Below are 15,360 nucleotides of genomic sequence, written 5' to 3'. Positions count from 1 at the left end.
GATGAGCCCACGGTACTCTCGCGGTTTGGATATCCCGGACGGTTGAGCAGGATTTATCCGGCGGGACTGTATTTGTATTGGATTGACACGTGGTCAGCGGGAGTTGTCTTTCCTACCTGCGTCCGCTTTCACTCCAGGTATTGGATGTCCCCGGACGATTGAGCAGGATTTATCCGGCGGGACTGTATTTGTATTGAATTGACACGTGGTCAGCGGGAGTTGTCTTTCCTACCTGGGTCCGCGCCCACTCCAGGCATGTCTGCGATGACTCATGGACAGACCCGTCAGATTTTATTACTGATCAATAAGAGCAAGGCCCGATTAGAGGGGAGTCCACGCCGCCTCGTCCGGCCAGACTTCCGGGAGAGGGATTGACATCGGACCCGGCCTGAAGACCCACGAGCTGTAACCACGCAGTGACGGATGGGAGTCGGTGCGATGAGGCGATTGGGGCGAAGACAATTCACCGCGGGAATTGGCGCCACCCTGCTGGCGTCACCCCTGGTGCGGCTGCTCAATGGCGAGGCACAGGCGGCGGCTCCCATCGCGGCCAAGAGGCTCATCGTCTTCTTCACGCCCAATGGCACGGTGCACAAGTATTGGCGGCCCACGGGCACGGAGACGAGCTTCACGTTCGCCGCGGGCAGCATGCTCGAGCCCCTCAACCGGCTGCGTAGCAAGCTGCTCGTCTGTGATGGGCTCGACTTCGTGGGGGCGGACAACCACGACCCGGGCATGGCGCACATGCTCACCGGAAGTGGGACAGCGAGCAGCCCCACCGCGGGCATGTCCATCGACCAATACGTCGCGAGCAAGCTGGGACAGGGCTCGCGCTTCAAATCACTGGAGTTCGGCGTCCAGACGAGCCTCTGGGGCGCCTCGCGCTCCACGCGTATGTCCTATTCCGCACCGGGAGTCTTCGTGTCCCCCGAGGACGTACCGCTCAATGCCTATCAACGCCTGTTCGGCTCGGCCGGGGGCACCTCGACCGAGGCCGAAAGACTGTTGCGCCGCCGCAAGAGCATGCTGGACGTGGCGCGCACCGATCTCACGGCCCTGTCCTCGCAGGTGGGCGCGGAGGAGAAGATCAAGCTCGAGCAGCACATCCAGGCCCTGCGCCAGACGGAACAGGCCCTGGCCGCGGCCAGCACCACCGCGTGCTCCCCCGGCCAGTCCCCCGCGGTCATCGACGCCAAGGCCAACGCCAACTTCCCCCAGGTGGGGAAGATGCAGATGGATCTGCTGGTGAACGCGCTCGCCTGCGGCATGACGCGCGTGGCGTCCCTGCAGTGGTCCCACACCATCGCCCCCCAGGTCTTCACCTGGGCGGGCGCCTCGGAAGCCCACCACGAGCTGTCGCACAAGGTGGACTCGAACACGGCGGGCGTCGCGAGCTTCGTCAAGTGCGAGCGCTGGTTCGCCGAGCAGTTCGCCTATCTGCTCGACGCGCTCCAGGCCCGTCCGGATCTCTCGAGCACCACGGGGGGCACGATGCTCGACTCCACCCTGGTGCTCTGGGCCAAGGAGCTCGGCGACAGCCGCCTGCACACGTGCCGCTCGGTGCCCTTCATCCTCGCCGGGGGCTCGGGGACGCCGTTCCGCTTCGGGCGCTACCTGCGCTACACCAGCACGCCGCACCAGAAGCTGCTCACCTCGGTCTGCCAGGGAATGGGCCTCACGCTCGACACCTTCGGCGACGCCTCGCGCTCCACCGGCCCGCTCTCCGGGCTCGTCTGACCCCCGCTCCCCCTCCCGCTTTCTCCCCCCTCCCCCGCAGGTGGACCCGTGCTGACCTTCCGGCACCTCGTTGCCCTTGGCACCCTTGCCTCTTCCCTCGCCTGTGGGCTGGCCCCTCCGGCCGAGCCCGATGAGGAGCTTCCCTCCTCGGGAGGGCCCTCCGGGCAGTTTCCGCCCCTGCAGGGGGAACAGGACCCGACGGATCCCACGGACCCGACCGGCTGCCCGGATGACGCGGAGTTCTTCCGCACCCGGCTGTGGGAGCCGGTGATGTCCGTGCAGTGCATCACCTGCCACAACGCCGGCGGAAGCGCGGCGGGCACGCGCATGGTGCTCATCCCCGAGGGAGAGCCCGGCGCGGAGGAGAACAACCTCGACACGGTGCGGGCGGTGGCGCGCCTGCGGTACGACGGCACCTCGCTGCTGCTGCTCAAGCCCTCGGGCCAGCATCCCCTGGGTCATGGCGGCGGCAAGCTGCTGAGCCCCGACAGCGCGCTCTACGCGGACTTCCAGCGCTTCACCCAGCGCGCCGAGGGCGTGCCCGGCTCCTGCGACGCCACGCCCCCCACGCAGGAGGCCTGCGCGGCGGACGAGCTGGATCCCACCGCCCGGCGGCAGCTGCGCATGCTCACGCGCTTCGAGTACGACAACACCCTGACCGACCTGCTCTACCTGGACGAGCCCTCCACGTGGGGCCAGGCCCTGCCCGCGGAGGAAGTGGCCAACGGCTTCGACAACGCCGCGGCGGCCCGGACCGTGGGCCAGCTGCTCACCGACAAGCTCCTCACCGCCTCCGAGCAGGCCGCCGCGGCCGCCGTGGAGAAGCTGTCCCGGCACGTCTCGTGCTCGGCGAGCGCGGCCTGCGCGCTCCAGTTCATCCAGGACTTCGGCGCGCGCGCCTTCCGGGCACCGCTCGATGAGACGGAGCGCACGCGCTACCAGGCGCTCTACACGAAGGTGTCGACGGAGGAGGGCTTCTCCGAGGGCATCAAGGCCGTGACGACCTCCATGCTCCTGTCGCCCAACTTCCTCTACCGCTCCGAGCTGGGCGTGCACCAGGGCGGCGGGCGGTACGCGCTCACCGACTACGAGGTGGCCTCGGAGCTGTCGTACCTCTTCTGGGGCTCGATGCCGGACGCGGCGCTCTTCGCCAAGGCGAAGCAGGGCCAGTTGCACACGCCGGAGCAGATCGCCGCCGAGGCGCGCCGGATGCTCACCTCGCCCCGGAGCCGCCCGCTGCTCAACCACTTCGTGAGCCAGTGGATGGAGCTGGAGCGGGTGGATCAGGTGCAGAAGGATCCCCTCGTCCTCGCCAACTTCAGCCCCGAGCTGCGCACGGCGATGAAGACGGAGACGCTGGAGCTGTTCGATCACATCGTGCGCCAGGGCAGTGGCCAGCTCTCCGAGCTGTTCTCCGCGGACTACACGTTCGCCTCGAACACGCTGGCGACGTTCTACGGACTGAACATGCCCGTGGGCGGGACGACCTCGCCCAGCGGGGCGAACATGTGGTCGCTCAAGGGCACGGGCCGCGGTGGGCTCCTCACCCATGGCGGCATCCTCGCCGCGCAGGCCACGCCGCAGGCCGCCTCTCCCGTGCGCCGCGGCAAGCTCGTGCGCGAGCGCCTGCTGTGCCAGCCGCTCCCGCCCGCGCCGCCGGGGTTGGATCTCGAGCTGGGTGACACGGGGACGCAACAGACGAACCGGCAACGCTTCCAGGAGCACTCGCGCAACGCGGCCTGCTCCACGTGCCACCAGTTGATGGATCCCATCGGCTTCGGCTTCGAGCAGTTCGATAGCGTGGGCCGCTACAAGCCGAAGATGGCCAACGGCGACCTGGTGGACGCGAGCGGCGAGGTGCTGGCCTCCAGGTCGACCCAGGGCACCTTCGTGGGCGTGGACGGGCTCCAGGTGAAGCTCGCGAGCAGCCCGGACGTGGCGGACTGCTTCTCCCTGCAGTGGCTGCGCTTCGCCTACGGCGTGGCGGGCGAGGAGAACACCTGCGCCGCCAGCCAGCTCACGGCGCGCTTCCGCCAGAACTCCCTGAGCATTCCGGAGCTGATCGTCTCCGTGACCCAGTTGCCCCGCTTCACCCAGCGCTGGGGCGAGGCGGACACGCAGCAGCCGCCTCTCCCGTCCACGGATGGAGGCACGGGCACCACGGACGGCGGCACGGGCACCACGGACGGCGGCACGGGCACCACGGACGGTGGCACGCGTCCTCCCGACGGCGGCACGGGCACCACGGACGGCGGCACGGGCACCACGGACGGCGGCACGCGTCCCCCCGACGGCGGCACGGGCACCGACGCGGGCACGCCCTCGGGCGGCCTCCAGATCACCCAGAAAGTCCAGAGCGACTGGGGCACCGGCTACTGCAACAACGTCAAGCTGACGAACAAGGGGACGAGCAAGGTCACCTGGAAGGTCTCCATCACGATCGTGGGCACCCTGACGAGCGCCTGGAGCTCCTACGCCTCCGCGTCCGGCAGCGTGGTCACGTTCACCGGCGAGTCCTGGAACAGAGAGCTGGAGGCCGGGGCCAGCACGGACTTCGGCTACTGCGCCAAGCGCTGAGCCGAAGGGCCTCCGGCGCGCCGCACGTGATACAGACGGCGCGCATGGAGACTGAAAACCTGCTGTCGTCCTTCGTGAAGCTGCTCGTCACGGATGTCGAGCGCTCCGCGGCCTTCTACGAGGCCCTCGGCTTCAAGCGGCTGCGCTCGGATCCTCCCTTCCTCCAACTGCGGTGGGAGAACCAGGCCGAGGTGTACCTGGTCAAGGCGCCCGCGGCGCTGGGGGTGGAGGGCCGCCGGGGCATGGGCGTGCTGATTGGCATCCGGGTGGGTGCCCTGGGCGTGGAGGAGGTGGCCGCACGTGCCCAGGCGCTCGGGGTGAGCGTGGATGGCCCCACCCGGCAGCCGTGGCACACGCGGGAAGTCGTCCTCGCGGATCCCGACGGCTACCGGTTGAACTTCATCGAGCCCGCGTGAGGGCCCGGCGGCTCACGGCTACGTGCCCGCGAACTGCACGCCCTCGAAGACGAGCGTGGGCGTGCGCGAGGTGCTGTAGCGGTAGGGCTCGCTGCCCACGGCCACCAGCCGCTTCCACAGGTCCAACTGGTTGCCGGAGATGTTCATCTCGCTGATGGGCTCGGCGAGCTGTCCTCCGCGCACGCGGAAGCCCTGGATGCCGAGCGAGAAGTCACCGGTGAGGGCGCTCGAGTTGCCTCCGAGGAAGCCCGTCACGAGGATGCCCTCGCCCAGGTCCGCCAGCAGCCCCGCCCGGTCCTTCGTTCCCAGCTTCCAGGAGAGGTTGGAGGGCCCCCCCGTCGTCGGACGCGTCTGGAGCTTGCGGGCGTAGTAGCTGTCGATGAAGTACGTGCGCAGCACCCCCTCCTCGAACAGCGCCATCGGGCGGGAGGTGATGCCCTCGCCGTCGAACAGGCGCGAGCCGAGTCCCCGCTTCAGGTGCGGCTCGTCGGAGAGGGACAGCAGCGGGCTGCCCACCTGCTGGTCCAGCTTCCCATCGAGGAACGAGCGCTTCTGCTGGATGGCCCCGCCCACCATCGACGCGAGGAGCATCGACACGAGCCGGCCCGCGGCCTTGTTGTCGACGACCATCGGCAGCACCGCCGACGCGCCCTTCACCGAGCCGATGCGGCCCAGGGCCCGCTCTCCGGCACGACGGCCCAGGGCGCTCGCCGAGGGCAGGTCCTCGAAGAAGCGCGAGAAGCCGGAGTCTCCCTCTTCCGGGCGGCGTCCATCCGGATCCTGCACGCTCACCTCCGCGGAGGCGGCGAACTGCGTGGAGCGCGAGCCTCCCTCGAAGCCATTGGAGGTGACGCGGAACACCTCGCGGGACAGGTCGCCGAAGCCCGTGGTCACCGAGAGGATGGCGCCCTTGCCATCCGCCGAGCGGGCACCTTCCTCCAACTCCCGGGCGAAGCGCTGGCGCTCCTCGGAGGAGAGCTGCGTCTGGCGCGGATCCTCGATCATCAGCTCCAGGCTGGCGCGCCCCGCGTAGAACTCGGGCTCGGGAAGGCGGCGGTGCTCGTCCGGGGTGAGGACGCGCGTCATCGCGATGGAGTCGGAGATGAAGCGATCGAGCGCGTCGGGGCGCAGATCGCTCGTGGAGACGGCGGAGTAGCGCCCGTCGACGAAGAGCTGGAGCGACAGGCCGCGGGTGGTCGCCTCGGAGACCTTCTCCACGCGGCCATCGCGCCACTGCACTTCCAGCTCCCGCATGCGGCCCGCGGTGGCCGAGGCCTCGTTGGCACCATGCCGGCGGGCCAGGTCCACCGCCCGCCGCGCCGTCTCTTCCAGACTCGTGCTGTTCGTCGTGCTCATGCCGGCCTCTTTCACGCGTTGCGCCCGCCCACGGTGATGGACGCGACCCGGACGGTGGGGATGCCCTGGGACACGGGCACGCCCTGTCCATCCTTGCCGCACGTCCAGCCGCCCTCGTCGATGACGAGATCATTGGCGACCATGTCCACCTTCTCCAGGACCTTGGGCCCGTTGCCAATGATGTTCACGTCCTTGATGGGGCGCGTGAGCTTGCCGTCCTCGATGAGGTAGCCGTTCTTCACGTAGAAGGTGAAGTCGCCGGCGCCGATGTTCACCTGGCCGTTGGTGAAGTTGGAGCAGTAGATGCCCTTCTTCACGGAGGCGATGATCTCGTCGGGCGTGTGGGGCCCCGGCAGCATGTACGTGGAGCGCATGCGCGGCAGGGGGGCGTGGCGGTAGCTCTCGCGTCGGCCGTTGCCCGTGGGCTTCACCTTGTAGTGGCGGGCGGAGATGGAGTCGTGGAGGAAGGTGGTGAGGACCCCATTCTCCACGAGCATCGTCTTGCCCGGCACGTTGCCCTCGTCGTCCACGTTGATGGCGCCACGCGCGTGCTCGTTCGTGCCGTCGTCGACGATGTTCACGAAGGGGTGGGCAATGGGCTTGTTGAGCTTGTCCGCGTAGATGGACGTGCCCTTGCGGTTGAAGTCGGCCTCCATGCCGTGGCCGATGGCCTCGTGCAGCAGGATGCCCGAGGAGCCCGCGGCGAGCACCACCGGCATCTCTCCGGCCGGGGGCTGCACGGAGTCGAACAGGATGGTGGTGCGCGCCACCGCCTCGCGCACGATGCGGTCCAACCGGTCGCGCGAGTAGAAGTCCAGCCCCGCTCGGCCGGCGACGCCGTACGCGTTCTGCTCGCGCTTGCCGTTCTGCTCGGCGACGCACGACAGGTAGAGGCTCGTCATCGGCTGCACGTCCTCGACGATGCGCCCGGTGCTGTCGGCCACGAGCACCGCGCCATGCTCATCCGAGAAGGACAGGCTCACCTTGGCCACGCGCGTGTCGGCCTGGAAGGCCGCCGAGTTGAGCCCCTCGAGGATGGGCAGCTTCTGCTCGGGGCGCACGGCGTCCCAGCCGGCCTGGAGCACGTAGCGCTTGGGAAGGTCCTTGAAGACATGGAAGTGCTGGGGGCCGGCCCGCGAGGGTCCATCCGCGATCGCCGCCGCCGTGCGCGCGGCGCTGCGCATCGCCTCCAACGACAGCTCCTCGGTGTAGGCGTAGCCCGTCTGGTCTCCCTTGATGACGCGCACCCCGACGCCGAGCTCCACGGTGGTGAACGCCCGGTTCACCGCGCCGTCCTCCAGCGACATGGAGGTGGAGACGCGATGCTGGAAGAACAGATCGCTGTAGTCCCCGCCGCGCGACAGCGCCGCGGCGAGCGTCTCGCGGATGAGCGTCTCGGTGACGCCGAAGCGGGCGAAATACCCGATTCCCTCCGCGGGCCCTCGAGTGCCCGTCCGCTCCGCCTCCGCACCGCCAAGCAGTGCCTCGTCCGTGCCGCCACCCACCAGGTCCTGTCGCGTCATCCCGTATCTCCTCGCTGCCGTGCACTCCTCGAGTACCCATCTTCGCGCCCCCCGAGTGGAACCGGGAGGCCGCCGCCGGGATTTTTCCCAGCGGCCCCGGCTCAACTCAGGGACGTCATGCGCACCACCTCGTCGAAGGAAGTAAGACCCATGGCGAGCTTTCGCACGGCGGCCTCTCGCAGGGTGCGCGTGCCCGCCCGGCGCGCGGCGTCCAGGATCTGCGTGGGATTGGCGCCGCGGGAGATGAACTCGCGCAGCTCGTTGTTCATGTTGACGATCTCGAAGGCACCCGTGCGGCCCCAGTAACCGGTCCCCCGGCAGCGCACGCACCCCACGCCCTTGACGATGCGCACCCCGTTGGGCAGCAGGGGGATGGGGGTACCCAGCATGGCCAGCTCGTCCTGGGTGAGCGACGTCTGCTGAGCGCAGTGCGGGCACACGCGCCGCAGCAGGCGCTGGGCCATCATTCCGATGAGACTCTGCGCGAGCAGGAAGGGCGGTACGCCCAGGTCCTTGAGCCGCGCCACCGAGCCGATGGCGTCATTGGTGTGCAGCGTGGAGAGCACCAGGTGGCCCGTGAGCGCGGCCTGGACGGCGTTCTCCGCCGTCTCCTCGTCGCGGATTTCGCCCACCATGATGACGTCCGGGTCCTGGCGCAGGATGCTGCGCAGGGCGTTGGCGAAGTCGAGCCCCACCTTGGGCTGCACCTGCACCTGGTTGAAGCCGTCCCACACCATTTCGATGGGATCCTCGATGGTGGTGACGTTCACGTCCGGCCCCGCCACGGCCTTGAGCGCCGAGTAGAGCGTGGTCGTCTTGCCGCTGCCGGTGGGGCCGGTGACGAGGATGATGCCGTGGGGCTGCCCGATCCACGACTCGAAGACGCTCTTCTCCTGCTGATCGAAGCCGAGCTGGGCGATGTCCTGCACCAGCGTCTCCGGGTCGAACACGCGGATGACGACCTTCTCGCCGAAGGCGGTGGGCAGGCAGGACACGCGCAACTCCACCTCGCGCCCGTCCTTCTCCGTCTTGATGCGGCCGTCCTGGGGCTTGCGCTTCTCGGAGATGTCCATGCGCGAGAGCATCTTCACGCGCGACACGATGGGCGGGTGCACGCCCGCGGGCAGGGTGTAGACGGGGTGCAGCACGCCGTCGATGCGCAGGCGCACGAGCGAGGTGGTGCGCTTGGGCTCGATGTGGATGTCCGAGGCGCGGTTGTCGAAGGCGTAGCGCAGGAGGTAGTCCACCGCCTGCACCACGGGCTGGTCCGCGGCGTCCAGCTCCTGGCGGCCACTGAGCGTGACGAGCTGCTCGAAGTTGCTCACCTGCGGCGAGTTGCCCGGGTTGGCGCTGAAGTCATCCGCCGCCTTGGCCAGCGTGCGCTTGAAGCCGTAGATGTCCGCGATGGCCCGGAGGATGTCGCCCTTGGAGGCGAGCACCGGATCGATGGGCATGCCGGTGAGCACGTGGATGCTCTCGAACAGCTCCTGATCGAAGGGGTTGGCCACCGCCACCACCAGCCGGCCGTCCTGGCCGCGCTCGAGCGGCAGCAGCACGTTCTTCTGCGCGAAGGGCCGGGAGACGGTGCGGGTGGCCAGCGCCATGTCCAGCTTGAGCGGATCCACCTTCTTGTAGGGGATGCCGGCGGCGCGCGCGGTGATCTCCGTGACGCGATCCTCGTCGAGCACGCCACGGCCATCCGCCAGCGGCACCTGGAAGGCGGCGACGATCTCCACGGGAGACACGTCGTAGCGTGTCGTGTCCTTGCCCGTGACGCCCTGGTTCTTGAGGACCCGGGCCCGTGCGGCCTGCTCGCGCGCGAGGATGTTCTGCGCCTGCTCGGCGGTGAGCACCCGCTGGGTGACGAGCGCGTCGAGCACGAAGGACAGCGAGAAGTCGGTTCTGCTCCGGTTCGGAGAGGGAGCGGACGGGGTCACGGGCGCGGGCAAAAGCATCTCCTTGCGGCCACGAGCAACACGGCCAGCGAGCCAGGCAATCCCGGCGCGTTCACGGCGGCTCCCAGGCAACCACACCCGGGACCCGGGCTTCCAGCCACTTGCTCCTGTTCCGGGTCCATCCCGGAAGGGCAGTCTATCCGCGAACCGCCCGGACGGTCGCCTCCACGAGCGCCTCGGGGGTGGGACGCTCGGCCACGGCGGCCACCGCGAGGCCCAGTTGGGACAGCGCCGCCGCGGTGGTGGGGCCAATGGCCACCAGACGGGCCGCGCCGAGCCGCTCGCGGCCCGCGTCCTCCAGGAAGGCCTCCGCCGTCCGGGGCGAGGCGAAGAGGGCCACGTCGGGCGGCGAGGCCTCGAGCAGCGCCCGCGTCTCGTCGGGCAGCGGCGTGGGCCGGGCGCGGTAGGCCGTCACTCGCGTCACCCGCGCGCCGTGCTCGCGCAAGGCGTCCTCCAGCTCGCGCCGCCCCTCCTCCGCCGCGGGCAGCAGCACTTCGTCCTCGGGGTGCAGCGCGGGGCGCATCACCTCGGCGAGCGCCTCGCCCGTGCCACTGGGAGACTCGGCGGCCACCTTGAGTCCGTAGCCCTCCACGGCGCGCGCGGTGCGCGGCCCCACCACGGCGAAGCGCACGGGCGACAGCAGTTGCGTCGTGCCCGCCTCGCGCAGCGCCTCCATCAACGCGTCCACCGCCGAGGCGCTGGCGAACACCACCCACTTGTAGCGCTGGATGGACTCCGCGGCCGCCATCAGCGGGCGCGAATCCTCCGGAGGCACCAGCTCCAGCAGCGGCACGTGCAACACTTGCGCGCCCTCGTCCTCGAGGAGGAAGCACAGCTCCTCCGCTCGATCGCGCGGGCGCGTCACCAGAACGCGGATACCTTCGAGTCGCCTGTCCACGGACTCGACTCTAGGACTCCCGCGCGGAGGCGAGGCGACCAAAATCACGCAGGATGTCCGCCGCGCCACGCGACAACAATTCCTCCGCGAGCGCGTCGCCCACCGCGAGCGCCGCCTCCACCGGACCACTGCGCTCGCCCATCACCACCTTCGTGCCATCCGGCCGACCCACCAGTCCACGCAAGTGGACGGTCTGGCCCTGCACGGTGGCATGTCCCGCGAGTGGGACGGTGCAGCCACCTTCCAGGCGGGCCATGAAGGCGCGCTCGGCCGTCACCGCCACGCGCGTGGTGGCGTCCTCGAGCGGCGCGAGCAGAGCGCGCACCGCGGCGTCTTCCGTGCGGCACTGGATGGCGAGCACGCCCTGCCCCACCGCCGGCAGGCTCACGCTGGTGGGCAGCACCTCGGCGATCTCCGAGTCCAGACCCAGGCGCTTGAGGCCCGCGAAGGCGAGCACCGCGCCATGCAGTTGCAGCTCGCGCATGCGCGCCAGCCGCGTCTGCACGTTGCCGCGCAGGCTGACGATCTCCAGGTCCGGCCGCCGCGCTCGCAGGATGCAGCTGCGCCGCAGCGAGGACGTGCCCAGCCGTGCTCCCTTGGGCAGCCCGTCCAACGACAAGCCGGGAGGGCCGCAGAGCGCGTCGCGCGGATCCTCGCGCGTGGGCAGCGCCGCGAGCAGCAGGCCCGGGGGCAGCACGGACGTCATGTCCTTGAGGCTGTGCACGGCCAGGTCCGCGCGGCCATCGAGCAGGCACTGCTCGATCTCCTTCACGAACAACCCCTTGCCACCCACGGTGGACAGGGGCGCGGCGAGGAAGCGGTCGCCCGCGGTGGTCATCTCGACGAAGGAGACCTGCAGCTCGGGATGGAGCCGGGAGAGCAGCGCGCCCACGTGACGGGCCTGCCAGAGCGCCAGCGGACTCTGCCGTGTGGCGATTCGGATGGACTTCATCCCTTGCCTCCCGTGGCCACCACGTTGGGGACGGAGGCGTCCGGCGCGTTGGGCGAGCCCTCGAGTCCGAAGAGCTCGGCGGCGGCGCCCGCCAGCCGGTTGCCCTCGTGCTCGGGCCCCACGGCGCGCAGCCGCGCGGTGGGCTCGTGCAGGAGCTTGTTGACGATGGCGCGCGCCATGGCCTCCACGCTCTTGCGCTGCTTGTCGTTGAGGCTGTCACCCAGCGCGGCGAGCGTGCGCTCCACCTCGGCGCGGGCGATGGCCTCGCCGCGCTGCCGCAGTTGGGCGAGCACCGGCACGCCCTGGCGCACGGCGCGCTCACGCACGAAGCGGGCCACCTCCTGGGCCACGAGCACCCCCGCCTTCTGCGCCTCCTCGGCACGGGCGGCGGCGTTGTCCGCCACGAACTTCTGGATGTCGTCCAGGTCGTAGGCGTGCACCCAGTCCAGCGAGCCCACCTCCGGGGCGATGTCGCGCGGCACGGCCAGGTCCACCATGAAGAGCGGGCGGAAGCGGCGCGCCTTGCCCACCGAGGCCACGTTCTCCTGGGTGAAGAGGGGCACGGGCGAGGCGGTGCTGCACACCACCACGTCCGCCGAGGTGAGCAGCGCGAGCAGCTCCTCGAAGGGCCGCGCGGTGGCACCCACCTCCGCCGCGAGCGCCTCGGCGCGCGAGAAGGTGCGGTTGGTCACCAGCATCCGCGTGGCCCCGGCCTGCTTGAGGTGGCGCGCGGCCAGTTCCGACATCTCCCCGGCGCCCACCAGCAACACCGTCTTGTCCCGCAGCCCGTCGAACACCTTGCTCGCGAGCGCCACGGCGGCACTGGCCATGGAGGTGGCGGAGCGGCCGATGGCCGTCTCGGTGCGCACGCGCTTGGCACAGCCGAACGCCGCGGCGCACACCCGCGTCAGCTCGCCGCGCACCGCCCCCGAGCCCTGCCCCCGCTCGAACGCGTCCTTCACCTGGCCGAGGATCTGCGCCTCGCCGAGCACCATGGAGTCCAGGCTGGCCGACACCCGGAAGAGGTGCACCAGCGCGTCCTCGCCCCGGTGCTCGTAGAGGTGATCCATCCCCTCGGGGCCGCCGAGCGCCAGCAGCTCGCGCTGCGCGCCCTCCCGGGCCTGGGACAGGTCCGGCGAGGCCATGTACAGCTCCACCCGGTTGCACGTGGACACCAGCATCGCCTCGTGGGGCGCCTGGGCCAGGCGCCGCAACAGCTCCACCTGCTGGGACTCGGGCAGTGCGAGCCGCTCCCGCACGGACAGCGGAGCCGTCCGGTGCGACACACCCATGCACAGGAACTCCATAGCTAGCGCCAGCCTCCACCCACGTGCGTGAAGTCGTACGACGACAGGAAACACAGCAGCAACAAACCAAACCCCGTCATGGTGAGCAGCGCGACCCGCCGGCCCCGCCAGCCCCCGAAGGAGCGCGCGCTGACGAGCGCGGCGAAGACGACCCAGGCCACCAGGGTGGCGATCTGCTTGGACTGCCAGGACCAGACGAAGCCCGGCGCCGCGCTGGAGAAGAAGGCCCCGGTCACCAGCGTCACCGACAGCGCGATGAAGCCCACCACCACGAGCTGGCGGTTGAGGGTGTCGAGGAACTCGAGCGAGGGCAGGCGCGCGAAGAGCAGGCCGAAGCGCTTGCCCTTCACCTGCCGCTCCATGAGCAGGTACATGCCCGCCACGCCCGCGGCCACCGCCGAGGCGGCCACGCCCAGCAGGGCGATGGTGATGTGCACGGGCAACAGGGGCCGCTGCACGTGCGCCGGCAGGGGCGTGCCCCCATCCAGCAACAGTCCCGGCAGGAGCACCGCCACCGCCAGGGGGGTGATGAAGGCCCCCATCACCGGCCGCCGGTAGCGCACATCCACCACCAGGAAGATGGCCAGCAGCAGGAAGGCGAAGGTGGAGAAGCCCTGGGCCACCCCCACCGGGCGGCCGCCCTGGGCGCCGAAGAGCCCGAAGAGGGCCACGCCGTGCAGGACCAGGCCGGTGCCCACGAGCACGCGGCCCGCGGTGGCCAGCGCGTCCCATTGCCGGACGAGGTACACCAGATAGACGAGCGCCGCGACGACATAGGCGTGGCAGGCGAGGGAGACGAGCGCGTGGTTCATGGCGGCTGACAAACCCACTGGACTGAGCGCGTCAGCCCATTTTGTTCAAAAGAAACGCGGCGAGCAGGTCCGTCTCCGAGCCTGCATTGCCGTCCTCCGAGGAAGCATCCGAGGGCGACGGCACCTCGGCTACATAACCAGGGACCACCTCGTATGCCGTCTCTCCGAGCAACACGGAGTCGGCCATCTGCTCGGCCCCCAGGGATTCGAGCTGCTGCTCCGTCTTCACCTTGGCCACCAGTCGGTTGGTGTCCTCGCCCGTGACCAACTGGACGATGTGGACGGCGGGAACCACCGGGTACACGCCCGTCTCACCCGTCACCACCAGGACCCCGTCCTTGACGTCCGCTTTGTCTTCCAGCGCCCACTCCTCGAGCTGGGTCTGGGGAAGGAAGAGCTTCATGAAGGCCCCATTCTACACCGCCCGGACTCGGGCCGAAGCGCCAACTACCATGCGCCAACTACCATATAGAGGGCGGACGGGTTGCGACGTCCGCGCCCCTTCCGCATCTACGTAGGCAGGCAATGGACCCGGCGAGGTCCCATGCTTGCAGGCCAGGTAGGCGCGTATTAGAGGACGCGCCAGCCGAAGCGGCCCACGCTCGAGAGGAGACACCATGGCAGGCGCTGACGTGTTGACGGTTGGAGATGGGGATTTCAAGACGCAGGTGCTGGATTCCAGCGAGCCCGTGTTGGTGGATTTCTGGGCCACGTGGTGCGCCCCGTGCCGCGCCATCGCGCCCGCCATCGACGCGCTGGCCACCCAGTACAAGGGCCAGCTCAAGGTGGCCAAGATCGACATCGACCAGAACCAGGACACCCCCCAGCAGTACGGCATCCGCTCCATCCCCACCCTGCTCGTCTTCAAGGGGGGCAAGGTGGTGGACCAGATCGTCGGCTCCGTCCCCAAGTCGAAGATCGAAGAGGCCGTGAAGAAGGCCCTGTAGTTCCCGCCGTCCTCCGCGCGGAGCACCCCTTTGGGTTCCCTTTGGGGCTCCGCGCGGGACTCACTCCCCCTGCCACAGATCCGTGGATGTCTGGGCCTTGAGCAGCTCCCACGCGGCGAGTGCGTCCACCACCCGCTCCAGCCCATCGGACAGCCCGCGGGCCCGGGGCGAGGCGAGGTACTCCTCCGCGAACGCGCGCAACCGCAGGTCCAGGAAGAGCCGCGCCAGCGCCACCTCCGTCTGGCCGTAGAACTCCTCGAAGTGGATGCCGAAGCCAGAGGGCATCCCGTCCCGCACCGGCCGTTGCTCACGCACCACGAGGGCCCGGGCCTCCACGGGCGCGGCCCCGGGAGCCAGGGAGAAGCGCACCCGGAGCTCCGTGGACAGGGGCAGGAAGAAGGTGCTCTCCAGGAAGGCCCCGCCCACGCTCACGTTCACCGAGCGCAGCGTGGCCGTGAAGCGCCGTGCTCCCCCCTCGTCGATCCACAACTCGAAGCTCGTGGCGAGCTGCGCGCGGGGAAAGCGCCGGTGCTCCACCTCCTCCTCGCTCCCCACCCCGATGATGGGCGCGGGGGGAAGTCGGGAGGTGACGGGCGTCGACGAGAAGCGGAAGGGGGACACGGGCCGCGCGGGGGGCAATGGGGACGCGGGCCGCGCGGGGGGCTGCACGCGGGGCTCGGGCCGGGGAGGCACCACCGCGCGTGGCGGCTCGGGCCGGACCACGGGGGGCGGCGCGGCGACCGCCGGTTGCTCGGGGGCCACGGCCTGGGCGGGAACCTTCTTTCGCGAGCCCTTGCGCTCCATCTTCTACCTCCTGGGGGACCCGGACAGATTTGCATACCCCCGGCGCCGGGATTCATACACCATGCGCCACTTCGTC

Annotated in this window: 13 protein-coding genes; 4 read left to right on the top strand and 9 right to left on the bottom strand. The window is 69.9% G+C overall.

Annotated elements, in window-relative coordinates:
- The first annotated feature begins 438 nt into the window (after window positions 1-438).
- From CYFUS_RS15180 to CYFUS_RS15170, 3 genes are read left to right on the top strand one after another with little or no spacing between them, the layout of a single operon-like run.
- Window positions 439-1,737: a DUF1552 domain-containing protein gene (locus CYFUS_RS15180; RefSeq protein WP_095985885.1), complete on the top strand. Its 1,299-nt coding sequence runs from the start codon at window positions 439-441 to the stop codon at window positions 1,735-1,737.
- A 48-nt stretch (window positions 1,738-1,785) separates the two neighbouring features.
- Window positions 1,786-4,314, top strand: coding sequence for a DUF1592 domain-containing protein (locus tag CYFUS_RS15175; protein WP_095985884.1), 2,529 nt, complete (start codon window positions 1,786-1,788; stop codon window positions 4,312-4,314).
- Window positions 4,315-4,358: 44 nt separating this feature from the next.
- On the top strand, window positions 4,359-4,730 hold the full coding sequence (locus CYFUS_RS15170; RefSeq protein WP_095985883.1) for a VOC family protein: 372 nt from the start codon (window positions 4,359-4,361) through the stop codon (window positions 4,728-4,730).
- A gap of 18 nt (window positions 4,731-4,748) precedes the next feature.
- Here the strand turns inward: CYFUS_RS15170 and CYFUS_RS15165 are convergent, their stop codons facing one another.
- The 8 genes from CYFUS_RS15165 to CYFUS_RS15130 form a co-directional block, all read right to left on the bottom strand.
- Window positions 4,749-6,086, bottom strand: coding sequence for a TldD/PmbA family protein (locus tag CYFUS_RS15165; protein ID WP_095985882.1), 1,338 nt, complete (start codon window positions 6,084-6,086; stop codon window positions 4,749-4,751).
- A gap of 11 nt (window positions 6,087-6,097) precedes the next feature.
- A complete protein-coding gene (locus tag CYFUS_RS15160; RefSeq protein ID WP_232537568.1) occupies window positions 6,098-7,609 on the bottom strand; it encodes a metallopeptidase TldD-related protein in 1,512 nt (503 codons plus the stop codon).
- Window positions 7,610-7,710: 101 nt separating this feature from the next.
- Window positions 7,711-9,564: a GspE/PulE family protein gene (locus CYFUS_RS15155; RefSeq protein ID WP_095985881.1), complete on the bottom strand. Its 1,854-nt coding sequence runs from the start codon at window positions 9,562-9,564 to the stop codon at window positions 7,711-7,713.
- A 136-nt stretch (window positions 9,565-9,700) separates the two neighbouring features.
- On the bottom strand, window positions 9,701-10,462 hold the full coding sequence (locus CYFUS_RS15150; RefSeq protein WP_095985880.1) for a uroporphyrinogen-III synthase: 762 nt from the start codon (window positions 10,460-10,462) through the stop codon (window positions 9,701-9,703).
- A 10-nt stretch (window positions 10,463-10,472) separates the two neighbouring features.
- Window positions 10,473-11,414: a hydroxymethylbilane synthase gene (gene hemC, locus CYFUS_RS15145; RefSeq protein ID WP_095985879.1), complete on the bottom strand. Its 942-nt coding sequence runs from the start codon at window positions 11,412-11,414 to the stop codon at window positions 10,473-10,475.
- Complete coding sequence (gene hemA / locus CYFUS_RS15140; protein WP_095985878.1) at window positions 11,411-12,721, bottom strand: glutamyl-tRNA reductase; 1,311 nt, start codon at window positions 12,719-12,721, stop codon at window positions 11,411-11,413. Before hemA ends, hemC begins: the two co-directional genes overlap by 4 nt.
- 2 nt (window positions 12,722-12,723) lie before the next feature.
- Window positions 12,724-13,533, bottom strand: coding sequence for a cytochrome C assembly family protein (locus CYFUS_RS15135; protein WP_095985877.1), 810 nt, complete (start codon window positions 13,531-13,533; stop codon window positions 12,724-12,726).
- A gap of 31 nt (window positions 13,534-13,564) precedes the next feature.
- Window positions 13,565-13,936: a hypothetical protein gene (locus CYFUS_RS15130; RefSeq protein WP_095985876.1), complete on the bottom strand. Its 372-nt coding sequence runs from the start codon at window positions 13,934-13,936 to the stop codon at window positions 13,565-13,567.
- 214 nt (window positions 13,937-14,150) lie between these two features.
- On the opposite strand from CYFUS_RS15130, the gene trxA reads away from it, so the two are divergent.
- Window positions 14,151-14,480: a thioredoxin gene (trxA, locus tag CYFUS_RS15125; RefSeq protein ID WP_095985875.1), complete on the top strand. Its 330-nt coding sequence runs from the start codon at window positions 14,151-14,153 to the stop codon at window positions 14,478-14,480.
- 60 nt (window positions 14,481-14,540) lie between these two features.
- On the opposite strand, the gene CYFUS_RS15120 is transcribed toward trxA, so the two are convergent.
- Complete coding sequence (locus CYFUS_RS15120) at window positions 14,541-15,284, bottom strand: PilZ domain-containing protein (protein WP_095985874.1); 744 nt, start codon at window positions 15,282-15,284, stop codon at window positions 14,541-14,543.
- Window positions 15,285-15,360: the final 76 nt, after the last annotated feature.

This window comes from Cystobacter fuscus (assembly GCF_002305875.1).
Lineage (GTDB): Bacteria > Myxococcota > Myxococcia > Myxococcales > Myxococcaceae > Cystobacter > Cystobacter fuscus_A.
Note: the sequence above shows the minus strand (reverse complement) of the source record. Positions and strands in the feature narration are given on the sequence as shown.